General features: G+C 39.9%; 17 protein-coding genes. All 17 read right to left on the reverse strand.

Translation table 11 applies throughout. From position 1 onward, the window contains the following. Positions 1 to 53 precede the first annotated feature (53 nt). Complete coding sequence (gene ncs1, locus HU147_RS12505; RefSeq protein WP_224076566.1) at positions 54 to 1,478, reverse strand: NCS1 family nucleobase:cation symporter; 1,425 nt, start codon at positions 1,476 to 1,478, stop codon at positions 54 to 56. A gap of 125 nt (positions 1,479 to 1,603) precedes the next feature. Beyond that, on the reverse strand, positions 1,604 to 2,860 hold the full coding sequence (locus HU147_RS12510) for a Zn-dependent hydrolase (RefSeq protein ID WP_224076567.1): 1,257 nt from the start codon (positions 2,858 to 2,860) through the stop codon (positions 1,604 to 1,606). A 15-nt stretch (positions 2,861 to 2,875) separates the two neighbouring features. Beyond that, positions 2,876 to 4,654 (reverse strand): hydantoinase B/oxoprolinase family protein, encoded by a 1,779-nt coding sequence (locus HU147_RS12515; RefSeq protein ID WP_224076568.1) that lies wholly within the window; start codon positions 4,652 to 4,654, stop codon positions 2,876 to 2,878. Further along, positions 4,651 to 6,729, reverse strand: a complete 2,079-nt coding sequence (locus HU147_RS12520) for a hydantoinase/oxoprolinase family protein (protein ID WP_224076569.1) — start codon at positions 6,727 to 6,729, stop codon at positions 4,651 to 4,653. Before HU147_RS12520 ends, HU147_RS12515 begins: the two co-directional genes overlap by 4 nt. A 205-nt stretch (positions 6,730 to 6,934) precedes the next feature. Continuing rightward, complete coding sequence (locus HU147_RS12525; protein WP_224076570.1) at positions 6,935 to 8,569, reverse strand: sigma-54 interaction domain-containing protein; 1,635 nt, start codon at positions 8,567 to 8,569, stop codon at positions 6,935 to 6,937. Positions 8,570 to 8,644: 75 nt separating this feature from the next. After that, a complete protein-coding gene (gene rpoN, locus HU147_RS12530) occupies positions 8,645 to 9,892 on the reverse strand; it encodes an RNA polymerase factor sigma-54 (RefSeq protein WP_224076571.1) in 1,248 nt (415 codons plus the stop codon). A gap of 245 nt (positions 9,893 to 10,137) precedes the next feature. Continuing rightward, complete coding sequence (locus HU147_RS12535) at positions 10,138 to 10,878, reverse strand: MBL fold metallo-hydrolase (protein ID WP_224076572.1); 741 nt, start codon at positions 10,876 to 10,878, stop codon at positions 10,138 to 10,140. Positions 10,879 to 11,119: 241 nt separating this feature from the next. After that, positions 11,120 to 13,324 carry a S8 family serine peptidase gene (locus tag HU147_RS12540; protein WP_224076573.1) on the reverse strand — a complete coding sequence of 735 codons (2,205 nt, stop codon included), beginning with the start codon at positions 13,322 to 13,324 and terminating at the stop codon, positions 11,120 to 11,122. A 317-nt stretch (positions 13,325 to 13,641) separates the two neighbouring features. Then, a complete protein-coding gene (locus tag HU147_RS12545; RefSeq protein ID WP_224076574.1) occupies positions 13,642 to 14,946 on the reverse strand; it encodes an alpha/beta hydrolase-fold protein in 1,305 nt (434 codons plus the stop codon). Between the two features lie 263 nt (positions 14,947 to 15,209). Beyond that, complete coding sequence (locus HU147_RS12550; RefSeq protein WP_224076575.1) at positions 15,210 to 16,016, reverse strand: hypothetical protein; 807 nt, start codon at positions 16,014 to 16,016, stop codon at positions 15,210 to 15,212. Continuing rightward, positions 16,013 to 17,305 carry a hypothetical protein gene (locus HU147_RS12555; RefSeq protein WP_224076576.1) on the reverse strand — a complete coding sequence of 431 codons (1,293 nt, stop codon included), beginning with the start codon at positions 17,303 to 17,305 and terminating at the stop codon, positions 16,013 to 16,015. The genes HU147_RS12550 and HU147_RS12555 overlap by 4 nt, the downstream gene beginning before the upstream one ends. Before the next feature lie 179 nt (positions 17,306 to 17,484). After that, entirely contained in the window at positions 17,485 to 18,366 is an 882-nt protein-coding gene (gene galU / locus HU147_RS12560) for a UTP--glucose-1-phosphate uridylyltransferase GalU (RefSeq protein WP_224076724.1), read from the reverse strand. A 549-nt stretch (positions 18,367 to 18,915) separates the two neighbouring features. Beyond that, positions 18,916 to 19,869 (reverse strand): sugar-transfer associated ATP-grasp domain-containing protein, encoded by a 954-nt coding sequence (locus HU147_RS12565; protein ID WP_224076577.1) that lies wholly within the window; start codon positions 19,867 to 19,869, stop codon positions 18,916 to 18,918. Between the two features lie 74 nt (positions 19,870 to 19,943). After that, on the reverse strand, positions 19,944 to 20,987 hold the full coding sequence (locus tag HU147_RS12570; protein ID WP_224076578.1) for a sugar-transfer associated ATP-grasp domain-containing protein: 1,044 nt from the start codon (positions 20,985 to 20,987) through the stop codon (positions 19,944 to 19,946). 458 nt (positions 20,988 to 21,445) lie between these two features. After that, positions 21,446 to 22,021, reverse strand: coding sequence for an acyltransferase (locus HU147_RS12575; RefSeq protein WP_224076579.1), 576 nt, complete (start codon positions 22,019 to 22,021; stop codon positions 21,446 to 21,448). 940 nt (positions 22,022 to 22,961) lie between these two features. Further along, complete coding sequence (locus tag HU147_RS12580) at positions 22,962 to 24,374, reverse strand: lipopolysaccharide biosynthesis protein (RefSeq protein WP_224076580.1); 1,413 nt, start codon at positions 24,372 to 24,374, stop codon at positions 22,962 to 22,964. A 142-nt stretch (positions 24,375 to 24,516) separates the two neighbouring features. Next, entirely contained in the window at positions 24,517 to 25,473 is a 957-nt protein-coding gene (locus HU147_RS12585) for a polysaccharide pyruvyl transferase family protein (protein WP_224076581.1), read from the reverse strand. Positions 25,474 to 25,596 lie beyond the last annotated feature (123 nt).

Consider the following 25,596-nt stretch of genomic DNA (forward strand, 5'->3'; position numbering starts at 1 on the left):
ATTCTCCTCCTAGTTTAATAGTTGGGTTCCAACTCTCTAAAATTTCAGCTGAGTTATTCTATAGGTTCCACTGGCAAAACTTCTTCTTCAGCAATACGTTTCACCTTACTAATTTCAGGTTGAGGATAAACTTTGCAAATCCAAAACTTCATCAAGGAATAGTACAAGACCGCCGCTATCAACAGTGCAGAGAAGAAGCCGTAATCTGGAAACAGCATGACAGACAGACCAGATGGAACATACGTAATGATGGCTGCCGGGTTTATATTATTCCAATATTTATATTGCCCGTTCACTTTATATAATTCATCGATATTCAACGTGCGTTTTCTTAATAAATAATAGTCAGTGAACATAATGCCTACGATTGGTGCTAATAAAGCCGTTATCACCATAAGGATTTGGGGAACATAATCTGCATAGTTCCACGGCTGTATCAGCAGACCTATTATCCCTGCAATGATCGCACCGGCAGCAAATGAAATCTTTCTCGGGAAAAAGTTAACGATGATATAACCTGGCGGCAACAAGTTTGCGCTTATATTCGTCGACCACTGAGCCAGAATAATGAAGACTAAGCAAGCAATTAAAAGCAATGGATTATTTGGACCAAGAGTCGCAACCATCACATCGATAGGGTTCCAGTTGCCTGTTGCTACCCCACTCGTCAACCCCAGTATGGTAAACATCAACATTGCACCAACAAGCCCGAATGTGTGGCCAATTGCACTGCCTCGGTTCAATTTGAACCAATTGCTTTCACCTTTTTGGGCGTTAACTTTAAGAAATCTAGTGAAATCAGGTGCGTTTAACGCCATGGTTATATAAGTTCCCATCATAACTACAATGGCGTATCCCATTGAAATACCGCCTTCTCCACCTGTAGAGAAGATGTCTCTGAAAGATAAATTATAGGTGCTCATCACTACGTATTGCAGGTAGATTCCAATCACGATAATACTGGGAGCTGCCAGCCATTGAAATCTGCTGATCGTTTGAATGCCCATTGCTGTATTTATGATTTGGACTGCTCCAAATAAGATAATCACCAGCGTTAAATTGGAATATCCGGTTAGCATTTCCATGATAATATTTAGTGCATAAGCCCCCATCCAGGTCTGAAAACCAAACCAAAATATCGCTGGGAGAGCTCTAAAAACAGCTGGAAGATGTGCTCCTAAATATCCAAAGCTCGCTCGTATAATGACTGCATAAGGGACTCCATATTTTATCCCTATATCACCAAGCAATGTTAGCAAGGCAGCGACAATCAGATTCCCGATTATACAAGCTATGATTATCTGAACAGGCGACAAAGCCGGGTACAATTGGGCAGCGGCAATAAATGTTACAAGTTGAACAGCTATTCCGATCCATAAGAGAAAAAAAGCAAAAGTGGTGATCGTTCTTTCTTTTTCTACTGTAGGCATAATATCTTTTCCGGTTAAGCTAAGCCCTCTTTTAGTATTTTTTTCCATACTTCAATCTCCTTCGCTGAGTAATTTTTTAACTCATCCGGGGCAGCTTGAATATTTTCACCCTTTTAATTTTCAGTAAGATAAAGAACGCAACTCTTTTTGCCAACTCATATTTTAAAACAATTTTATTTTTCCTCTAGAATCGTTTTCACCGTCTCCAGGAGCACATCTGTTCCAAGTGCAATATCTTCTTTATCCGCCCATTCTTCCGGCTGATGACTGATGCCTTTTTTGCATCGGACAAAGAGCATGGCCGCTTCCGTGATTTCCGCCAGCAGCATGGCATCATGGCCGGCGCCGCTGATGATTGTCTTTGGGGTCTGGCCGAGCGCAGCCATGCTAGCTAACAGAGCATCTGTCAGCCTAGGTGCACAGGCAACTGGCGGCACCCGCATGCCGTCCTCCATTTGCCATTCGATTTCCCGTTTATTGCACACTTCTTCTATTTTCGTGATGATGTTTTGATATAAATCTTCTCTGCGGTCCAAATCAATGTCCCGCAGATCAAGCGAGAATTTTACCTCTGCTGGGATAATGTTGCTACCTCCTGGCTTGGTTTCGATAATGCCGACTGTGCCGACTGTTTCCCCATTAGCCGGATTGTTGCACAATTGTTCAATGTAGAGAATAAACTCCGCAGCAGCGGGAGCCGGGTCTTTCCGGAGATGCATCGGGACGGTTCCTGCATGTCCCGCCTCCCCCGTAAGCGTAAATGTCATCCAGTGCGGACCGGCAATATGAGTAACAACGCCAAGCGCCGACTCTTCTTTCTCTAAATATGGCCCTTGTTCAATATGCATTTCCAGATAGGCGTAAATATCACCCGGTTTTAAAACAGATTGCCCGATCTTCTCGGGATCGATTTCCTCTGCAAACTGAGCAAGCGCATCATAGCGGGAAACATGGTTTTCATCGGTCCGCTGGAGGTCTTCCGGGGTGATTTTGCCAATCATCCCCCGGCTCCCGAACAAGCCGTCATTAAAGCGGGAGCCTTCCTCTTCGCAAAAAGCGATCACTTCCAGTGGCCTTTTGTGCGGAATCTGTTCTTCATACAAGATTTGCGCAATTTCAATTCCGCCAAGAACTCCGATAATTCCGTCGAACCTGCCTCCGTTTTTTACAGAATCGATATGTGAACCGATCACGACCGGGGAAAGATGGGATTCTGTCCCTTCTTTCCGCCCGATCAGGTTGCCAAAATGATCGTAGCGCACTTTCATGCCGCTTTCGGCCATCCATCCCTTTACCAATGCATGTCCTTTTTTGTCTTCGGCCGACAAGGCTCGTCTTGTCACCCCGCCGCCTTCTTCTCTTCCAATTTCCCCAAGTTCCAGAATACGGTCAAATAACCGGGTGGCATTTACTTTTTGCGATACTTGCATATGCACTCTCCTCGTTTACGCCTGCATGGATTTTCTTAAGCGGGCTGTTTCTTCTAAATCCAGTTGCCCTTCCGGGGTGATGGCCACGCCGTAGTCGTTTTTCGCTTGCTCAATGCTGATATAGTCATCCAGGAAGTCCTCGAGCACTGCCTGCGGCGACCGTTCAAGCGCATTGCCATAGCCTCCGCCGCAAGGTCCTGTCATTTTCAGCGAGCTGCCTTTTTTGACCATGGTGTTTGGAATTTTGGACGGCAAGTGCCTCTCTGTGCCATCCGGCAGCCGCATCGACAAAGCTCCCACTTTTCCGTCTTCGCCGCTTGCAAATCCCCATGGCTCATACTTGTGGCCGTCCCCTTCCAGCGAAAAGCCGCCATCTTCGAGGAACGTAATTTCCCGGATTGAACCGATCCCGCCGCGCCATTTGCCTGGAGCGCATTCATGGTTGCGCAGTTCATATTGCGAAACTCGCAGCGGATAATGGGATTCAATATCTTCAATCGGATTATTTCGGGTATTGGCGTACAAAGTATCGACAGAATCCATGCCGTCTTTGCCGTAGCGTCCGCCGTAGCTTCCTTCCATGATGTCCATGTAAACCCAGTAATCTTTTCCTCGCTTGCCGTTCATCGCCAACACTTTCAAATTGCCTACACCGGCACTCACTTGTTTCGGTACCACTTGAGCAAGTGCTTTCATCAGCGTATCCGCCACGACGTTCCCCGGGCAGAAGCGTGCAATCGTCGGAGCCGGGAATTTCGGGTTGCACAACGTCCCTTCTGGCGCCACGATTTGGATTGGCCGGGTCAGTCCGGTATTTTGCGGGAAGTTGCCGTATTCCACCGAGTCCAATAGAATCGAACGCAACGTCAAGTAAATGGCGATATCCACGGTTCCTTTCAATGGCATATTGATCGGCTTGTCATCGAGCTGCGGAGAAGTGCCCGTCAAATCCACGACCAATTCGTCTCCTTTCACTTTCAACGTGACGGCGATTTTCAAATCTTTTTTCGTCGGGTCTTCGCTATCCAAGTAACCGTCCATCAACCCTTCTGCACGGTACTCGCCGTCTGGGAGCTTGTTGATGGCGTTTCGCATCATTTTTTCCGAGTAATTGGTCAAGCCTTCTGCAGTCGCTTTCACCGTTTCAAGTCCGTATTTATCGACAATTTCCAAATAGCGCTCGGCACCGATCCGCGCAGCTGCAATCTGCGCCTCGATATCACCGACCACCATATCGGAGCTGCGGATGTTGTCTTTCAAAATACTCCAGATAAAGGTGTTCTTTTTCCCTTTTTCATATACTTTGATTGCTTTAAACTGTAAGCCTTCTGCATAGGCATCGACCGCATCGACAATTCCGCAGCTGCCTGGCGTGGAAGCTCCAACGTCCAAATGGTGGGCCGTGGTGACAGAAAACCCGATCAATTCTCTGTCGTGGAACACCGGAATGCAAAGACCGAAGTCAGGTCCATGCGACGCTCCGTGGTAGGTCGAGTTGTGCAGGATGACATCTCCCGGTTCAAAGCGTTCGCCCCGCTCCTCCATGATTTGACGGATGCCCTGCACATAGCCAGGGATCGGACCTGACTGAAGCGGCGTACTGTGGGTGGATTCACACAGCTGCTGGCCTTCAATATCGACTAATGCACAGCCGAAATCTTCCGACTCACGGATGATGCTGGAATAAGACATGCGTGCCAGCTTGTGACCCATTTCAACAGCGGCGTTTTCCAACGCCCCTAATACCACTTGCATCGTAATCGGATCTAATGCACTTTTCGTTTGGATGTTCATAAAACGTCACCAACCTTAATAATCAGATTTCCGTACTCTTCCAAAATAAATTTGTTGCCCGGAGGGATAATCGTCGTCGTGTCTTTTTGGAAAATAATCGCCGGCCCTTCCACCCATTCGCCGATTGGAAGCAGTTCCCGCTGGTAATGAGCCGTTTCCACTTTTTGAAGTTCGCCGTTGTGGCGGAATGTCACGTCATCCTTTTTCACGAGCGCTTCTGCCAGCGTGCCTCTTTCTTTCATCAATTCTTTTCTTAACTTCGGCATTTTTCCGGAGCCGGTCACCCTAATATTCACAACTTCAATTGGCGTGTCATAGAACGAGTGGCCATATTCGTTTCTGTGCATATCATGGAACAATTCAAAAACGTCTTCGATATTCCCTTCAGTCAATTCATCTTCAGGAAGTGGTACTCTCAGCTCATAACCTTGGCCAATATAGCGGCACTCTGCAAAACGCTGCATTGTAATATTCTGTTCATCAACCCTGTCTTCCAGCAACTGCTGCTTCAGTCCTTCTTCAAGTGCATTGAAATCCTCATTCAAGATGGAAAGATTCACAGAGTTACTCAGCATGAACTCGGTTTTAATGACATCGTATTTCAAGTCGGTTGTCAGTAATCCGGTCGCGGAATTGATGCCCGGATAAGGTGGAATGATGATTTCCGGGATTTTCAGTTCCCTTGCCACATCCACCGCATGCAAAGGACCGGCACCGCCGAATGCCACCAAAGAGAACTCTCTCGGGTCTGCGCCTTTTTGGACAGTTTTTTCCCGGATGGCGTTCGCCATATTGTTATTCAGAATCCGCAAGATTCCTTCAGCCGTTTCTTCTTTCGATAATTCCAGTTTTTCGGCCAGTTCACCGATGACTTTATGCGCTTCCTCTGTATGCAGCCTCATCTCGCCGCCGAGGAAGTTTTCTTGATCCAGCCTGCCTAACACGACGTTGGCATCGCTGACTGTCGGAAGTTGTCCACCGTGGCCGTAACAGGCTGGTCCTGGAACAGATCCAGCACTTTTCGGCCCTACTTTAAATAAACCGCCTTCATCAATATAGGCAATGCTGCCTCCACCTGCTCCAATCGTATGGATATCAATCATCGGTACCATCACCGGATAACCTGCAATCCACGTATCACGCGCCGAAGCTTCGCCAAATCCCTGCTCGGTGACAATCCCAATATCCGCACTTGTGCCCCCGATATCAAACGTGATCAATTTGTTCCGCTCGGACAAGGTGCCGGCATAAGCTCCACCAAGCACGCCGGCTGCCGGTCCAGACAGCAGCGTATTCACCGGTTTTGCGGCAATATTTTCCGGAGTCGCTACGCCGCCGTTGGAGCACATGATGTGCAAATCCGCCGTAATACTCGCATCTTTCAATCCTTTTGACAAGTTATCGACGTAGTTTTTCACTTTCGGTCCGATAAAGCCGTTCAGGCCTGCAGTCGTAAACCGCTCGAATTCCCGGAACTGGGGAGAAACATTCGATGAGCTAGTGATGAATGCTTCCGGATATTCTTCTTTGATAATCTCCACTACCCGCTCTTCATGTTCCGGATTGATATAGGAGAACAAGAAGCCAACGATAATCGAATCGACGCCCTGTTCTTTCAATTCATTGACAGCAACTCTTACTTCTTCCTCATTCAACTTTTCAATAACTTCCCCTTTAGCCGGTCCCATGCGTTCAGTAACAGTCTTTCTATTTCTTCTTTGAATGAGCGGACGATGCTGCCAAGGAATATCCTGCATGATGGAATAGTTCTCAGGACGCTGGTGCCTGCCGATATGGAGAATGTCTTTATAGCCCGCCGTCGTAATCATTCCGGTCTTTGCGCCATCAAATTCCAAAATGGCGTTGGTGCCGATTGTGGTCCCGTGGAAAACATGGTCAATCTCCGAAACTTCCAAATCGTACAGCTGCGATAGCTCCAATATGCCGTTGATGACGCCAACCGATGGATCGTCAAGCGTCGTTGGCAGCTTATGAATAAAGGTCTGATGCTTTTCCGTGTCGTTATAAAATACGTCTGTAAAAGTTCCCCCTACGTCTACTCCAAATAATCTCATGATTTTCCTCCTTTAATGTTTAGCGGACTTATTAATACCTGTAGCAAAAACTGTGCCAACTTTGGAAACGCCGAAAATACAGCATTTTAGGAATGAAACAAATAAAAATCCATTGCAATTTTGCAATGGATTCAAAATAAATCTAATTATTCTGTCTTTTTTTTATTTAGAAAAGACGATATTGCAAAAATGCAACGACTTTGCATTATTGCAAGTTCAAATGATGTTTTTTTAGTTTTCGGCTGATAGTCGAGGCATCAATTTTTAAAATCTGGGACATTTCGTGCAATTTTTTTGTTTTTTTCAATGTATCAAGCAAAATTTCTTTTTCGTAACTATCCAAGCGGACTTTCAGTGAATCGTCCGGCAAGTCCGCTCTTTCATCCGACGCTTCTCCCCGTTTTAACGGAATCGGCAAATCTTCAAAGTCAATCGACTGTTTCGGGGAAGTGATGACTAGTCTTTCCACCATGTTCTGTAGTTCCCGGACGTTGCCTGGCCAATCGTAATGAGAAAGCTGTTCAATCGCTTCCATCGTAAATCTGCAGCTCCGCTTGTAATTGGCATTAAAAGCATCCAAAAAGTGTTGAAGGAAAAAAGGCACGTCTTCCCGTCTTTCGCGAAGAGGCGGAATGGTGATTGGTACAACATTCAGCCGGTAATAAAGATCACTTCGAAACTGCCCTTTTTCAACCATCTCTTCTAAGTTTTGATTGGTAGCTGCAATAATCCTAATATCCACTTTAATAGCTGAGGTCTTTCCGATTGGCATAAATGATTTATCCTGAAGTACCTGTAAAAGTTTGGCCTGCGTCTGCAACGGCAATTCACCGATTTCATCCAGGAATAGGGTCCCGTTATGGGCCGCTTCGATCAATCCTTTTTTCCCTTGCGTACTGGCTCCGGTAAAAGAACCTTTCACATAACCAAATAATTCCGACTCGATCAAATGCTCCGGCAGCACGCTGCAGTTCACATTGATAAACGGCGCTTTCCTTCTTTCACTGATATTATGCAAATGTCTTGCAAAGACACCTTTGCCTACCCCTGTTTCTCCGAGGAAAAGTACCGTGGCGTCGGTTTTGGCAATCCTGCTTAGCAGATAATAAATTTCTTCTATTTGAACCGATTTCATGATGATCTTACTGTTTTCAAAACCCTTATTGACTTCCTGGGACAATAATTCTACTTCCCGTTCCGTCTTTTTCAGCCTTTCCCGCAAAATCGACTCTTCCGTTACGTCCCGTGAGATGTTCAGGATTTTTTCCAGCGTGCCGTTGTCATTAAAAAGCGGAAATCCATTGACATACAGTCGGCGTCCCCCTTTGGTCACTTGGGTAACCGTCACTTCCCGGTGTGTTTCAAGCACTCTTTTCGTAGAAGACAAACTGACGACTCCGGTCCGTTCCAGCTCAAAAATGGAATTCCCCACAAAATCTGCTGCCTCGATTCCCATGATTTGCTTGCAGTTTGAACTGACACGTTCCACAACCCCCTGGTTATTGACAATCGTCACCAGCTCTCCGGTTGAATCCAAGATGGATTTCAGTTCGTCTTCAATGCTTTTATAAATCCTGCTCGCTTTGATGAAAAGTTCCAGTTGCCCTGCATCAAGTTTGGTCGTCAGCGCAAAATCTCCTCGTAATTTCTGGGTATGGAAAATCGTATGCTCCGACAGTTCACTAATGGATTCATGCTGTTCGCCCACTAACAGTCTGGCCAACCTTTTTGCGTCTTTGAATCCGATTTTTTCACCTTTTTCGATTTTTGCCTCATAGCTTTCGCCTTCCGTATCAATCAGAAAAACACTCATTCCGCCCGCCCCTTTGTCTTTTTTCATGACAATCACATGGCTCTCTTTTGCTCTTCATAAGAAAAATGCCGGATGAGAAACCATCCGGACAAACGCGCATAATCATTTAACGCGAAACAGCTCTTTCCGCTTCGAAGAACCTGGCAAATTCAGCTGACGCCGATATTTGGCAATCACTCTTCTAGAGACTTCAATGCCTTCAGCATGCAGTTTCTTCGCAATATCCTGATCCGATATCGGCTTCTTTTTATCTTCTGTTTTAATAGTGGTGAAGATAAATTTCTTCAATTGGTTGACGGTCATTTTCGACTCGTCCAGAAATTGGTTAGACGTCGAGAAAAAGTGCCGGAACGAAAAAGTCCCAAAAGGCGTCGATATGTACTTTTCTTTCACCGCCCGGCTGACTGTGGAAACGTGAAGATCCAAACTTCGGGACAATTCCGTCATGGTCAGCGATTTCAGCGCTTCCGGCCCTTCCTTGAAAAAATCCGCCTGCCTTTCCGCGATTTCTTCTGCGATCTTGCGGATGGTTTCTTTCCGGAGCTCCAGCTGCTCTTTTAAAATTCTGACCTCTTCGTACTGTTCTTTTAAATATTTCTTCACTTCCACGCTTTCTTCTCCATAACCACCATCAAAAAAGGTCTGGGGAAAGGCATGTTCATGGAATTGGATGCGCAATTTGCCGTCTCGATTATTAATGGATACATCAGGCCGGATTATCATTATTTCTTGGCTCTCCCCGGAAAGCGGTCTTGTCTTCATCTTGGAAACACAGCCACATACTTCTTTAATTTCCTCCAATGAATAGCCGGAGCGTCGAGAGAGCTCTGTCCATTGCTGATGCAGAAACAGGCCGTAATAATTTTGTAGCACATCTTTTACAGCTGTCGGGTGCTTGTCAGCTTGCAGCACCAAAAACTCCTGCAGATTGGCAGAACCCAGTCCTTGAGGTTCACAGCCCTTAAGCAACCGGAGCGCTTCATCGATCTCTTCTCTTAAAGCCTGAAAACATAATGCCATTTCGCCTGGTGTTTGCGTTAAGAAACCGGTTTCAGACAAATCTGCCAGAACCAGTTTAATTATATATTTAAGCCGCGTGGAAAGATTTAGATGCAATAACTGATCCAGAATCTCCTGAGAAAAATTGGTTGAACTGTCTTTAATCTCAGCAGGACATTCTTTATAGCTAGAATGTTTAAACTGCACTTTCAAAAACGGGTTTTTCTCCTGCATAGAACTTAACAATGAATGCAATTCGTCGGTTGAACACTCCAATACATTTAGGTATTGCACCATGCCTTGGGCAAGAAAAAGATTTTGTTTCAAGAGTGGCTGCAGTTTCAATTCCATAATGTTTACTCACCCCATTATTTGTTGTTAAATTCTGATTATTATTATAACTTCTTTTCTTTTCGAGTTGAAGGTAGTTTTTCCCAACACAAATACTCAATTGAATTTATCTTCCTTATCTAAGGAATGTAAAAAAGCCGCCTACCATAAAATCAGGAGATTTCATCGTAAGTGGCTTTATTAAGTATACATTGGAGCGGATAAACAAATTCTTTCGGAACACAGGATTTAATTTTTCCTCACTCTCATTCCATCTCAACAAATTTGATATTCCCTTCATGCTGGGAAATGAGGTGTGCCGGAATGGGCTCTCCCCGGTAACAGGCAATCTGATTGCCGGATTTCAATTGGTGAAGGTAATCCAAATCGTCTTCGATCCGCCGGAGGATTTCCCTTTGGGAATCCAGCACAGGACGGCCATGGCCAGGAACCAGGGTATGAATGCCAAACTCCAGTACTTTCTCTTTCATTTTCTCTAAGCTCTCCAAGTATTTTTGGCTGGAATAAAAGATAAAGGGAAATTCCAGATCGGATAACACGTCCCCTGCCACCACGACTTTGCGTTCCAGAAAGAAGGTAGCCATCATATCAGAGGTATGGCCGGGGATCGGCAAAAAATACAAGGTCTCATCTGAAACGACTTTCGTTGTCTCTCCCATGATTTCCTCATCAATCCGTGGAAACTCGAGTTCTTTGTTACGTGCGACATACCACTCGAGATCAAAAGCTCCGGCTTTCTCAAGCTGGTCACTCTGTTCCTTCACTTGATGATGGCCCAGCGTATGGCCAAATGAAAACTCGGAAAAACCGGCAATGTGATCCCAATCCGCATGGGTGTAGATCAAGTTCAACGGCTTGTCCGGCAACGCTTGCTTAATGCGTTCCACTTCATGCGGATAGTAGGTGGGGTCAAACAGAAAGCATTCCTCCCTCCCCTCTATCAACGTCGAATTCGTCTGCCATAAGCAGCTCTGGAAAATTTTCATCGTATTCCCCTTTTCCTCTGCAAAATTATGATGCGTTGATGTGCATAGATCAGCCATTTCCTTCCAGCTAGCGGAAAAGAAAGATGCTTCTATATAGAATAAGCTACGCCAAACCTTTTTGAAAAGGAGCACCTCTCCTGTACAAAAATACCAAGCTCCATTTCCAAGAGAAGTCAAAAAAAATGGCCCCGATATGAAAGCGAAGCCATCTCTTTTATAGGTTTTTTATTCCTTTACAGACTTACCGGAAGCCTTTATCCAAGGCCCGCGCCAGAAATACGGAATACTCCGCTCTGGTAGTCGGTTCTTCCGGATGGAAGGTTCCATCTGCGTATCCTGTGGTGATGCCCTGTTCGAAGAGCCCCGAAATATAGCCTTTTGCCCAATGCTTGGGCTTCACGTCTTTGAAATGGTCAGCTTTGCTGGACTTTAAGCTATAGGCAATGCTGATGACTTTCGCCATTTCTGCACGCGTCAGCATGTCATCGGGTTTAAACGTTCCGTCCGGGTTGCCGTTGAATAAGCCGGCTTTGGAAACCGCGGCAATGTAATTCTTCGCCCAGTGCTTGCCCGGCACATCGCGATAACCGGATGCAGCATCTTTTATCGGCAGTTCCAGCGCAAGCGAAAGCATCTTCGCCGCTTCTGCACGGGTGGTATTCTTCTCCGGCTGGAAGCTGCCGTCCGGGTATCCGCCGATGATTTGGCCGTCTGCCAAATACATGATTTCATCCAGTGCCCAGTGGCTCAGCTTCAAGTCGGAATAATCGCCGACCGCCACCAGGACTTCAATCGTTCGGCTGCGGTTACCTTTTGAATCGGCAGCCGTAATGGACAGGATCGTCCCGGCCGGCTGCTTCGGAATCTTCACTTCATACTTGCCTTTCGCATCTGCCGTTGCTGTGCCGATCGTTTTGGCCCCTGCTTTGACTTCGATCTGAGCAGCCGCTGTCGCTGAACCGCTGATGCGCGTCGAATGGTTAGTCACCGTACTCGTCACCGAAATCATCGGGACGGTTCCCCTGAGTACGGAAATCTCGGCTTCTTCACTTTCATTGCCATAGGAATCCTTTACCGAAACATAAAGCTTCGTTCCAGCTGCTTGCGGCGGGAGAGCCAGCTGGAATTGCGCGTATCCGGAGTATCCATCGTCTGAGGTGATGACCGTACCCGCCTGATTGCGGACAATGATTTGGCCGCTTTCCAGTTCAAATGGAAGATAGCCGGAAATTTGGGTCGACTGCTCCGAGATGTCGTAAACCGCCGGAGGAAGCAATTCCTTGATATGTAATGCCTGCTTTGAATTCACCAGGCCGTTGCCGTATAACGCATCTTTTCCGGGTTTGCCTAAATCCATGGCCGTGTCCAAAAGCCGGTCCACGACCTCATCATTCGTCAACTTCGGTTCATTTGCCCAGACGAGCGCGGCCACACCTGATACCATCGGAGCCGCCATCGACGTTCCGCTCATCCCGCCAAAATTATCATTCGGCAAGGTTGAGATGATTTCACTGCCCGGGGCGACAAGGTCGATGTCGCTGCCGCGGTTCGAAAAAGCCGAGAGGAAGTTGGTCGAATCCGTTGACCCCACCGAAATGACATGGTCGTAGGCAGACGGGTAATAGGCTTGAGTGGAAGCCTCGTTTCCTGCAGCCGCAACGAGCACCAGCCCTTGTTGATACGCATATTGAACGGCTTCATCGAAATGGGAACTATAAGAATAGTTGCCGAGGCTCATATTGATGATATCCGCCCCTGCTTCTATCGCCTGATAAATTCCTTCCACCACATCAGACGTATAGGCAAGTTCTCCTTCAAAAACGTCAATGGGCATAATCGCCGTTTCCGGAGCGACACCTGCCACTGAATGCTCCTCATCAATCGAACTGCCGATGATTCCTGCCACGTGTGTGCCGTGCGCATCTACACTAAGACCTCTGGAGCTATCCGTCACGGTGCTGTACGGTGCAACAATCCGGCCGGCCAAATTCCGGTGCTTCAAATCGAATCCCTCGTCCAATACCGCAACCGTCACGTCCGTCCCTTTCGTCTTTGCCCATGCGATTTCGTTTTCAATGCTTTGATGATGGTACTGGTAATAGCTATACTGAGAGCTGTTCGGGGCAGCCGTCAGGTGGATCAAATGATCCGGCTCCACACTTTCAATATCTGTTCTTTCTTCTAGTTCCTCGGCATACTCATCTGCCGTTTCCCCTTCCGGAACCTTCACTGTCACGGCTTCTTCCTCTTTTACTGTTGCCGCTTCCACCACATCCAAATCATCCACTTCACTTATTGCATCTTCTTTGAACGTGACGATGACTTGATCGGTTTCTGTTGCCTCCGCGCTAGGCGCTTCCTCTCCGGCATAAACGTTGCTGCCAAATGTCGTAGTGACTAATAAGGCCGTCAAGAAGACTGCTGGCAATCTTATGTGTTTTCTCATTTCCTTTTCTCCTTTTGCTCCATGCAGCTGTTCTTAGGCATCCGCGTTTAAACCCGCGAATTTCCCACCAGAAATGTATACCCTTACAAAGTAAAAATATTCCTTTTATTTTAAAATTGTTTTTAATTAACTTTTCGAAGTATATTCTTCATTAAATAAAGGCTGAAAGACTTGCCAGAATGGTCGATAAGCTCTTTTTCCTGACCAAAAGAAAAAAGCCAGACACATTGTGTCTGGCTGAGCTGAACTCTTCTAATTCCGAAACTTTATCTTTGATTCCATCGATGAAACAAGCCCTTTAAGAACTCTCCTTTGAATCATTTTTCTTTCTTCTTGCCTTTCTCCTTCTTCCACAGATGATCCTCTACAAAAGCAGCGTAAAGCAAATGCCACGCTTTCCAGTCATGCGCCGCGGGAACTTCCACATAGGCGTGTTCAATCCCCTCTTCGTTCAGCGCCGTATGGAGATTTTGCACGGGGTCAATCAAGTAATCCCAAATGCCGACGCCGACCATGACAGAAGGATCGTCCAGGTTGCGGTAAGATCCGATATTGCTCAGTTCATCGCCTGTTACGGCATAACTCCAAATGCCAAAATATGCAAAGTCATCCGCGTGATGGAAATACATCCGGTTAGCGGTCACCCCGCCCATCGACAATCCGGCGTAGGCACGGCCCGCGGGCTCTTCTGATACATTGTAGTTCGCTTCGACATAAGGCATGATGTGTTCGAACTGGTCTTCTTCTATCCGTTTGTAATCCCAATTCAGGTCCTGGTTGTTCATCGTGACGACCACAAAGGGTTCAACTTTTCCGCCTGCGATTAAGTTATCCGTGATATTCGCCACTGCGCCTTCGTTCATCCAGCGCAGTTCGTTGCCGTACGGGACGCCGGACATGCCGTGGGACAGATAAAGCACTTTGTACGGTTTTTTGCGGTTCGGATTATAGCCGTCGGGCAGGTAAACAGCAAGCCCGCGAACGTCACCGACCGCTCCTGTATAGGTTACTGTTTCTACCGTTCCGGTTTTTTTATCTTTGCGGGGAAGTTCCACCGAGCGGTCCAGCCAATCGCCTTTTCCCATTGTCTTCTTATTATATGGAATATAGACCATGCTCGACACGCTGGACACATTGGTCGCCGTATTGGTCATCGTCGGATTATGGGGATCGTCCAGTCTCGCGGTCGTCGTGCCATCCGGATTGGTGATGCGGAAATTGTAAGGATAAGCTCCGCTTGACAGCGGGACTCTGCCTCCCCATAAATTGTCTTTGATCTTTTTCAGGGATAAATAATACGTTGTGTCACTATTACCGCCAGCCGGGAACATCCCGGGTTGATAGGCCACCGGTTTATACGGGTTTTTAAATCCATCTTCAATCGTGAAATGATAGAAAGTATCGCTGTAAAGTTCCACTTTTGTGGCGGCTGACGTCTCATCTTCATAAACAAAGGTGGCATAATAGCCGGTCGGAGAAGCAGCATCTTTCTCCACCGTGACACCGGGTGCATAATCGGTGTAATCAAATCCAGAAGAGTCTGCGGCTGAAACCGACCGGTTGTTGCCAAAAATCGAGCAGGCCAAAACCGCCATAATTCCCACACTCACCACTTTTTTCATGTACTTGCTCCTTTCTCTCTTATAGAATTAGCCGAACCATATAGTTATGCCAAGATGTGACTTTATTGTACGGTTGCCTGATTGTTTTTACAAATTCTAAAATAGATAATTTGGGTTTCTTCTTTGCCCTTGTGTACAGTGAAATTACGACTATGGGTTATTGCTATAAACACACAAAAGGAACCCGCCCATTACTGGTTTAAGCGGATTCCTTTTGTGTGTGTTGAATTATGTTTATCATCGGTACAGGATTTTAATAATCACTAAATTTCAAATCTTATATAGGCTCTATCATCAAAACTAATGTTCCCTACCACTGTACCTTTTGTAGATTTATATTCTTTAAAACAAAAAGGGTCTACTAACAATAACCTAGATAAAGCTTCTTCACTTTCCGATAACGTAGGAAAGAGATATGGATAGCCGTCAGTGGCAAAGACTACTTCATTATTGCTTCTTACATTATAAATTGACAATAGGTCCAGATTGGGTTTATCGCCATTTATAACAGGATAGCCATAAGCGCTATCTTTATTCTCAAATCTTAACTGGGCTACCAGAAATGGCAAAATAGCTTCTCTTCCTATATCCTTGACAGAAAGTACAGCGTCGATTTCATCACTACTAGCTTGACTTTCGATAGTAAAGGCACGTAACTCTCCGAGCAACCTATCTATAATTTTATGGTGTGTGTAGTGAGTTCCATTTATCAAACATTGACAATCTCCATAGCTCCAAATCTGTTTATAATATTGGCTATACACGATAATAGAAGCTCTCGGATATTCAATCTTATTATCAACGAGTCCTCTTTGGTTTATTTCTACCATGACTCTTCTATTAATCTCTTCTAATAACTCTTCTATGCCCGTTTCCGGATGCACTTCTTGAAAATAATTAACTATGATATCTCTAGCAAATCCACCACTAGTTTCTCCATCCCAAGATATAGAACCTTTGGCAGTAGCACCATCTATAACAACTACAAAATGATTATTATAAAATAAACCGTCTTCACAAAAATTTTGATTTGGATTTTTACCAATTAAACTTTTTTCAATTATCTTCATGATGGCATTTCCCTCGTACTCTTTAAATACTCTATGAGTAATACTATACATGCCGATGCACTCGGCATAGTTGCGTAAGCTTTCTTTTCATGAAGCACCATACCGGGAGTAATAAATAGCTTTTCAAGTTTATCTTTATCTACAAAAATTAACTTGTTGCCATCTGAAAGCAGTTTAGACTGCAACACTTTCCGATTGGTTTTGCGATTTGCTTTTTTAAAATTATTATAAATTTCTATAGACGTTTGATTCACTTTGACATAAAACAAAAGTTGCGGCTTGCCGCCTTCTACTAAATCTCTATAGATTGCAATGATATTTCGTTCAGAAAATGAAAAATAGCTTGGATCAATTTTTAGTTCTGCTTGAATTTCTTTTATAATACTTTGAATCAAACCACACTCAGTAAATTTCCGTTCATCTTTATTTAACGCATACATTGTTTTAAGTGAAGCAGCAACACTATTTCCCAGCGTCCCTTTTCCGATGGAGACATTTTTACTTCGAATTACAAAAATAATTTTACCATCAGATGTTTCTACGAATCCATTAAATCCAAGATGATTTGAAAGACTAGACTCACTTAACTTACTTACAAATGGGCCATATTCAAAAATCTCACGATTAGTACTTTTCAATCCCCACTTAAAGTCCATTGCTCGGTTGGTAACTAGTGAGTCGTAATAAGTAGTTCTAGAAGTAATTAATTGCAGTGTATTAGTTTCTTGTTCATATGTATAATCATCTAAACGAATATTCAATTGGTTGTATACATCGGAAAATTCATGAGCCTTCATAATGGCTTCATAATGTTGTTTAATAAACTCAGGAAGTTCATATTGCTTATTCCAGTTATCTGTAACTGTTAACTTTGAATTAAATAACTTTTTTTCTAAGACGACGGGAAATGCTAGATTTTTTTTCTTAATTCTATGTGTGATGCCAATATGTACGTAAGAGGGAATGGCTTTTTCGTTATCGTACTCAATCATTTTCTGACCGGGATATTGTTTGACCAATGCATTGTAATCATCTGATAATTTTTTTCCATCTTCAATGCTTTTTCGTATCCATTTGGAAACAGATGATTTCCCCATAGTTAATAAGAAAGCTAGTACAACTGCAAAAAATACGGATACATCAATGCTTTCCGTTAATGTCTTTCCATTTTGTCTGAGTAGTAATAGTACTAATGAAAAGATAAGTAACATTAATAAAGCTTCAATTACAAACTCAGTCAAAAATTTTGAAAGCGTTTTGAGAGTGCGTTTTTTTATATTTGTAAACATAATCTCACTTCCTATTATTTGTATTATATGTTAATTGTAAGTAACAGTAGCGAATGCAGTTTTTCTAACTAAATTGAGTTAAACGATTCTCCCTAATGTATAGCAATTCATTTCCTCTAAAACAGATAAAGGAGGATACTAAAAGTCAATGTCTGACCTTTGGTATCCCCTAAAAAACCTTACTGCTTATTTAAATATGACTCATTCAACTTCTTCTCAAACAATTCCAACAACTGATCTCTCAACTCTGGACGCTTCAATGCAAACTCAATCGTCGTTTCAATGAATCCGTACTTCTCCCCCACATCAAAACGATGACCATCAAACTCATAAGCGTAAACCGGTTGTACTTCATTCAGCTTTTGAATGGCATCGGTCAGCTGGATTTCTCCACCCGCTCCGTATTGATGCTCCCCTAAGAAATCAAAGATTTCAGGAGTCAGGATGTAACGGCCCATGATAGCATAATTTGATGGAGCAGTTCCAGGAGCCGGCTTTTCAACAAAGCGATTAACACCAATCAGATTACCTTCTATGGAAATCGGATCGATTATTCCGTAACGATTCGTATCTTTCGGTGCTACTTGCTGTACGCCGATTACGCTATTGCCAGTTTGGTCATACTGATTCATCAATTGAGCCAAGCAAGGCTCGTCATTTTCGACAATGTCATCACCTAACAATACAGCAAATGGATCGTCTCCAATAAATTTACGTGCTGACCAGATGGCGTGACCTAAGCCAAGCGGCTGCTTTTGCCGGATGTAATGAATTTCGACTTTAGAAGTCTGTAGAACAGAATCCAGCATATCTTGTTTGCCTTTTTCACGCAGCGTCGCTTCCAGTTCAAATGCATGGTCGAAGTGGTCCTCGATTGATCTCTTTCCTTTACCAGTAACAATAATAATGTCTTTAATTCCAGAAGCAATTGCTTCTTCCACGATGTATTGAATTGTCGGTTTGTCTACAATAGGAAGCATTTCTTTCGGCATTGCTTTCGTCGCAGGAAGGAAACGCGTTCCAAGACCTGCAGCTGGAATAATGGCTTTTTTCACTTTCATTCTCTTCACCTTCTTATATTTATTAAAAGATATATATTGTTAATTTATCAAATCTAGACTCTTACTTATGCCAAAAAATTATACCAAATTTCCCTAAATTATATTTCTGATTTGAAACTAATAGAATTCAGCTCTATTCTTCGAATACGCTCAATATATTAAATAAAACCACTTCTTTAAAATTTTGAAGTGGTCCTATGAATCTAATTAATATTTTTTTAAATTAATTGCTAATAAATTCATTAATGCGTGTTGTCAATTGAAAAACTCTTGTGCTGTTTTATAAGACACTAGTAACTAAAAGAATTAGACAAGTAGATGTATAACGAAAACTTTAACTTTAATTTTATGTGACTATTATCGCGATAAATTATAAAACGAAACCCTTTGATTCTACTTAAATTAAAGAACAATACTCAAAAAAACTTGTTAATGAAAAAGGTTTTACTTTTTGTCTACCTTGCGCTTTTTACTTTAGGATCGGATAATCTAGTTCTTTTAAGACTTCTTAGCTTCTGCGCAACGCTAGCAGGAGTGTGATTTAATTTATCAAATATATTGCTTAACCAATTCATACTTCCCAATTTGATCACTGATTTGAATAAGGTCGTGTGCAGGATCATGATTAGCTTCTATTAATTCTACTCCGTCTTTTGTAACCGCAACATCCCAGCCTAAATACCTTAAACTAGGAACGTCAGAAGCAGCTTTTTTAACCACTTCAATTACTTGTTTCCAATGAGGTACTTCAAATCCCATAAATTCAATCCCTGTGGATGGATGTGTTTGAAATTTTTCAAGTTTAGCATTAATTGCTGGAGTAAATACAACTCCTTTTTCAATATCGATACTAACAGACATTCCACCTGCATGAAGATTATCAATAATACTTTCACCTGCACCAGTTCTTAAACTGCAAGCAATTACGTTAATTTTATTATCCTTTTTTACAGTGAAAACTCTAATAGTGTTAACAGAAGAAGGGTTTAAAGCAACCAAATGATCGTGTTGTTCTATTAGCTCTTCAACCAATGATTTTTTGACTTTTAAAAACACTTGACGCAAATCATCTTCTTGTTTATATGTGTATTTCCAAATACCTTTACCGGACCCTGCACTAATAGGCTTAACAATGACACTAATATGATTCTTTATAAAATTTTCAAAATCTTTGAAAGTACAATTCCTTGTATCTAACCACTCTCGCTGGACGTAAGCAGAAAAAAAACTGTTAAAAGCTACTTTATCAAGAACTTGTTCTATTCCTTCTGCTTTATTTAATTCTTTTATCAGTCTTTTGCTTCTTCGATAAGTGATAAATGTCTTTCTTTCTGCATTATTTTTTTTGTAAAACTCATATCGAAAATAGTCATCAGGGCTACTACCGAAACGTACTGCATTATAAATAAAACTACTCCAACAATAAATATATTTTGAACTCCCATAAGTACGGACTCTATCGTTAAATCTAGAAATATTATTAGTTAAAAATTTTTTATTCATTTTAAGTCCCTTCTCGCTTCTAAGTATTAATTTAATTGTCTACTTGAAAACTTAAGAATTTTTATATAAATACTTTAAATGAAATCAGAAAAAATTTTGCTATATTTTGGATGATCAACAAATCCACCACAAGCCATCTGCATCATTATTAAATGCGGATTTTCATTTCCTTCAATTATTACAGGACCAGTTTCGGTTAGCGCAATGTCCCATCCTATGAAGTCATAGGAGAACAAAGTTGCCGCATTTTTAACTGTTTCTTCGATGGCAGTACCATAGGGCAGTACCAAACCATGGAACTTCTCATTCGAGTCTGGATGACTTTGAAAGGCTAAACCACCACTTTTTAAATAAGAACTTCCACTTCCAACTAATTCCCATCTATCTGTATCAATTGAAACAAACATTCCTCCTGAACTACCGTTATCAACAATAGCACCTCCATATCCAAACCTCATTAATGCAGATGTTATTTCCGTGTGTTTTTCATCTCGGTTATAGTAAGTGTGCACTCTGATAGTGTTTATACTTTTCGAGTATACTTCATTAATTATGGGATGCTGAACTATTGTTTCTTGAAAAATAAAATCGAACTGATTAAGCAAATAAAATAGATTTAATATTTCTTTAGAATCTTCAATCATTTTTTCATCTATGATATAACTGTGGCTTCCGCCAACTCCATTTGTAGGCTTAATAAAAATCGAGGAAGAATTTGATTGCCTGAATAGTATCCGAATAATTTCCAATAGTTGTTTTTCGTTTTTCAATTCAACTTCTTCATTCATAAGAATCATTCTATTTCCTTTGTTATAAGCTAACATTTGTGGTGTCATAATGTTATTGCTAATTAACACTTTACTAAATGAAATCTTATCTTCTAATTCTTTACTGCTTCCTCTTTTATAAAAGAATTCATTATAAATTTTCCAAATTTTTTTATGTCCAATATATTTTCTGTAATTGTTTGATTTTTTTTTATAGAGTAGACTAGTAAAATAATAAATTGGAATTTCTTTTTCTATTAAAGCACAATGAATGGCTTCTTTAACTATCTTAAAAATCGATTTACGGTTTTCATCTTCTATTATTGTTTGTAAGTAGCTTAAAATATTCACAAAGAAACTCCCATCGCCATATATTAAATGTAAATATATAAATTAGTTCTACCTTATAAAAATGAACTTTGGATGCTAGCTGTTCTACTTTTGTAAATTCAGATATTTAGACATTAGCAGCACGTTATTAATTCTTACATTCAATACATGAGGCACCATCTATCCATTTTTTGGAATACTTATAAGTAATCTTTTTAGTTATTTTAGATTTTCTAATATAATTACTGATACTTTAAGAAATCGTAAAGGAAGTTATTCCATGTATAAAACCGCAAACAATTACTTTATAATCTATTTAGTAGGATTAATATGAATTAACTTAAAAACTGTTTTAAAATCCCAAAATTTCCATAGTAAATTTTTTTAGGAAACATCGGCTCTTTCAAATAATTTAACTCTAGTAGTTAGTAATTTTTCTGCTTCTTAAAATAGAAGATAGATTAGTAGTGATAAGTGAATTAATTTATTCTTTTGGATGTCATAAAAGCTACACCGTCTTTAGTTGCTTCTGTCATATCTCTAATCCTTTGTGTCTTCGTTAAGTTTGATTCTTTCCACTTCCTATCGAATATAGTGGTCGATTCTATTATTTTATTGTTTTCCCCTAAATAATTATCAATGGATTTAATAAACCTAGCAGGATTACCCGCTACAACTGAATTACTTTTTACGTCTTTAGATACAACACTGCCTGCACCAATCACTACGTTGTCACCAATTTGCACATTCGGCAAAACAATACTATTAGCACCAATAAAAACATTGTTACCAATTGTAACTCTTCCAAGTTTTGTGTATCCTAAAAAAGGCTTTAAACTTGCATCATGTGCTAAAATATGAACCCTTGGAGCTAATATTACATTATCGCCAATTGTAATTAACTCGCAGTGTGACGGGTCAATTTTAACTTCTTCTTGTCTACTGAAATTTTTCCCTACTTTTAATCCAGCTTCTATTAATTCTGAAATTGGGACTTCTCCTCTAACTGCCTTTTTTAATTTCATTCTCAAATTGGAAAACATAAAGTCGTTCACCTTCTCTTTACATAATATGTATCAAAATCTTTACTTTATACCTTTCTAATACAATTATTAAAACAAATTTTCAAATTATAAATTGTCGTTTTTTACTTATCAATAAAAATATTTAAAGGTTAAAAATATAATTTACACTTTATGAAAATAATTTAATTATTTTTGCTACTTTTATATTTAATATTTTTTACCAATAAACAATTCATCGATTACCAATTTTCATGCCACATTTAAAAGCTCTTCTTTAAGTAATTTTTATCGATTTTTATTATAAAAGTATAGAAGAGGAATAATTTTTTTAGCTATTAAAACCAAGTATAGATACTCTAAGTGATTTCTTGTATACAAAAGGATATAAACTTTAAGATATCACTTGAACATTCATTAATTTAATTGAAGCCAAATTATATATTTTAAGCAACATCTTTTTTTAATAAATAGTTGTACTTATATAATTTAGATAAAATGAGAATCACTCAAAAAATTTGAGCTCAAAACAATTGAAACTCATAACAAATTGAATGAGGATCTCCATACTATTTGTCCTGTAAGTTAAATGAAATTGATTATTCTATTGAAAGGCTTGCTACATATTCACCACATTCTTATCAAAATAACAAAGTGAGAGTAAAGATGTTATAACAAGAGAAAATTTATTAAATCTTCCAAGTTCAAAATAAGCTTTTCATCGATTTTTTAATAAATATATGGAGACTAAATTTGAACTCTCATCATTCGTTAATTTTTGTGACCTTTAAAATTCGGTACAAGTTGTTGTAGCATAACTATAAAGAGTTATTACGGTAAATTAAACTAATTTAAACTTGACCTCTATGGACTCTTTGTCATTCCTATATTAATTAGGGTAAAAAACTAGTGAATATGATGTTAATAACATCCTCGATAAATAACAAGTAATTTACTTGTAAAAAAGTTTTTATTATATATTTTTAACTTTCTTATTTATTGTATTATAAATTTTATTAGTAATTCTGTTAACTTCTTTAAAGTTTATAATAAGAATGATTATTAAAATAAGAATATGGAATAAAATTTCCGTTTTTAGGTTTATGTACATAACTCCAATTTGAATATTTATCGCAATAAGGGTAAATAGTATTTTTTTCGAATTTATTCGAAGTTCCACAAATTTCTTCGTTTCTTTTACTCTTATTAACCAAATTATTAAAAAGCTCAACATAGTGCTTATAGCTGCTCCAATGGTCCCTATTATAGGTATTAAAATAATATTAAAAATAATGTTGAAGATAGCTCCAACTGAAGAGGTTTTAAAAACACCGCCCGTTTTCTTTGCTACTATATAATTAGTACCTAAAAACCCAGAAAAACTTGAAAAGATCACTCCAAGAAGTAAATATGGAACAAATATCCATGCCTCATAATATTCAGATGCAACAAGATGTGTCATAATAAATTTTAAAAAAATTAACAGTACTGAAGTAAATATCAAAATAGTTGGTGCGAATAAGTTAAATATATCGGAAAAAAATTTCGATTTATTTTCTGACTTTTCCTCTTCAATTGCCGACATTTGCCATGCTTGAAAGAATATTGAATTAACTACTGTAAGAACACTTGGAATTTTATTAGCTACTGCGTAAAGCCCATTAGCACTTGATCCTAGGAAATATAAAATTAAATACCTATCTGATAAACTCATCACCCACCACATTAGCGAATTAGGTATTAATGGGATACTATAAATAAGCATTTCCTTTATTAAAACTATATTTATCTTTTTGATTACTATATCTCGATAAATATTGCTCTTAATTACTACTAAAAGGCTACTAAAGATATTAGCCATTATCAATGAGGTTAAATATCCTAATATACCTGTATGAAATACAGCTAACAAAACTAAATTCGAGCAAAGAAGAACGATTGCATTAATAATCCCGCTAAAAGCAAATAATTTCACAAGTCCCTTTGCTCTAACATACTGGGTCACTACAGCATTAAAGGACTGAAAAAACAGCAAAGTGTAAAAATACGGAAGATACTTATCAAATGGCAAAGCATAGAGAAATAATGGATAAAGTACTAATGAGATAACAAAACCCGTTAGTACTACTACTAACGAATTTGTTAACACAGATTGCTCATCATAATTTTTATCCATTACAAATCTAAATACTGAATCAAAAATACTCAACGTAATAACAGGCAGCAAAAGTCCTATTGTGGTAGTAAGTAAGTCCACAAGTCCAAATTCACTCTGCGCCAAATAAGCTGTATATAATGGCAGAAGAAAAAATACAATTATTTTAGATCCTAAATTTCCTATTGCAAAAATCAGTGTATTATTTATAAGCTTTTTATAATTATTCATTTGTAATCAACCTTGCTGCTTAAAAGTTTTAATACTAAAATTTAAATTTATTATTACTGTATTCTATTTAATTCTTCAGGTTTTTTACTTAAATCGCGCTCATTATTTTCAAATGTTAACAAAATTCAATAATATTATATATTTAATCTAAAAACTGGTTTCGCCATAAGTTTATTTCCTTTTTATTCAAATTAATTTTTGTATAAATTTTTCCATCTATTATATTTGGAAGATTCGAAATGTCATTTCTATCTAAAACGTTAAGATTAAAATCTTTTTGCTTTTCAATAGCTCTATTATCAATTCCTATGATTAAACTTCTTTTCTTTTTTTGCATAGCTCTAATACCAGCATGTAGTCTCGTTCCTATATAGTCTAAATCTTCATTTGAATCAAGAAGTTCGTCGTAACTTTTTAGAGTTGGGTCCACAAAAATTACAGAATCGTCTAAAGAATTAAGATACTCATAATCATCCGATCCTTGAATCCAAAAATAAACTTTATCGTAACTTTTTTTTAATATATTGATCAGTTCTTTATCTTTCTCCGGATTTCTACTATAGTCAGTTAATGTAAAAACAACATTTTTTGCTTTATGGATGGGAATAGATAAACAATGATTTTCAGTAAGCTCCCACATTGTTGGACACCCGGTATTATAAACATTATTTATCCCTATAGACTCTAATTTTTTTTTTGTATATGAATCTCTGACAGAATGATAAAAATCTTTACTTAATCCATTACTATAAATCTTATTAGTATAAAAGCCAGGTTCTTCCTGATAACTAGTCCATCCTACCCCCATTAAAACAACATTTTTAAAATTAATTGCATCGATTAAGTTTATATTCCATTGATTACCTCTAAGTACACGATGCTTTGAGGTCAATAAATTTGTTCCAGCTACAAATGAAAAATTACTATTTTTTATTATTCGTCGGCTGTATCTACTTAATTTTTCATGCGTAGGCAAATTTACAAACATAGTTTTATTGTTGAAAATCTTTGTAAGTTCTCGGTTAACTGAATCGACAATAATTTCGTCTCCAATATTCAATGTTCCTACTGCTGTGTTAAGTACTGAAATCTGCTTCATTTATCTTCCACTCCTGTGCTTTAACTTTTTAAATTTTTTTGGTTCTATTATTATTTTTTGATTTCTAAATTCAAAATAACAAATAATTTTTGTCATTTTTAAAAAATCATAAAACAAGTATTC

Source organism: Planococcus chinensis (assembly GCF_020071995.1).
In the GTDB taxonomy this organism is placed as follows: Bacteria; Bacillota; Bacilli; order Bacillales_A; family Planococcaceae; genus Planococcus; species Planococcus chinensis_A.

Excerpts from the sequence above, each read along its gene's own strand:
- HU147_RS12550 (WP_224076575.1), bottom strand. The coding sequence starts at position 16,016 with ATGAAGATAATTGAAAAAAGTTTAATTGGTAAAAATCCAAATCAAAAT.
- HU147_RS12555 (WP_224076576.1), bottom strand. The coding sequence starts at position 17,305 with ATGTTTACAAATATAAAAAAACGCACTCTCAAAACGCTTTCAAAATTT.
- HU147_RS12515 (WP_224076568.1), bottom strand. The coding sequence starts at position 4,654 with ATGAACATCCAAACGAAAAGTGCATTAGATCCGATTACGATGCAAGTG.
- rpoN (WP_224076571.1), bottom strand. The coding sequence starts at position 9,892 with ATGGAATTGAAACTGCAGCCACTCTTGAAACAAAATCTTTTTCTTGCC.
- HU147_RS12510 (WP_224076567.1), bottom strand. The coding sequence starts at position 2,860 with ATGCAAGTATCGCAAAAAGTAAATGCCACCCGGTTATTTGACCGTATT.
- HU147_RS12525 (WP_224076570.1), bottom strand. The coding sequence starts at position 8,569 with ATGAAAAAAGACAAAGGGGCGGGCGGAATGAGTGTTTTTCTGATTGAT.
- HU147_RS12580 (WP_224076580.1), bottom strand. The coding sequence starts at position 24,374 with ATGAATAATTATAAAAAGCTTATAAATAATACACTGATTTTTGCAATA.
- HU147_RS12520 (WP_224076569.1), bottom strand. The coding sequence starts at position 6,729 with ATGAGATTATTTGGAGTAGACGTAGGGGGAACTTTTACAGACGTATTT.
- HU147_RS12540 (WP_224076573.1), bottom strand. The coding sequence starts at position 13,324 with ATGAGAAAACACATAAGATTGCCAGCAGTCTTCTTGACGGCCTTATTA.
- HU147_RS12585 (WP_224076581.1), bottom strand. The coding sequence starts at position 25,473 with ATGAAGCAGATTTCAGTACTTAACACAGCAGTAGGAACATTGAATATT.
- ncs1 (WP_224076566.1), bottom strand. The coding sequence starts at position 1,478 with ATGGAAAAAAATACTAAAAGAGGGCTTAGCTTAACCGGAAAAGATATT.
- HU147_RS12565 (WP_224076577.1), bottom strand. The coding sequence starts at position 19,869 with ATGAATAAAAAATTTTTAACTAATAATATTTCTAGATTTAACGATAGA.
- galU (WP_224076724.1), bottom strand. The coding sequence starts at position 18,366 with ATGAAAGTGAAAAAAGCCATTATTCCAGCTGCAGGTCTTGGAACGCGT.
- HU147_RS12535 (WP_224076572.1), bottom strand. The coding sequence starts at position 10,878 with ATGAAAATTTTCCAGAGCTGCTTATGGCAGACGAATTCGACGTTGATA.
- HU147_RS12545 (WP_224076574.1), bottom strand. The coding sequence starts at position 14,946 with ATGAAAAAAGTGGTGAGTGTGGGAATTATGGCGGTTTTGGCCTGCTCG.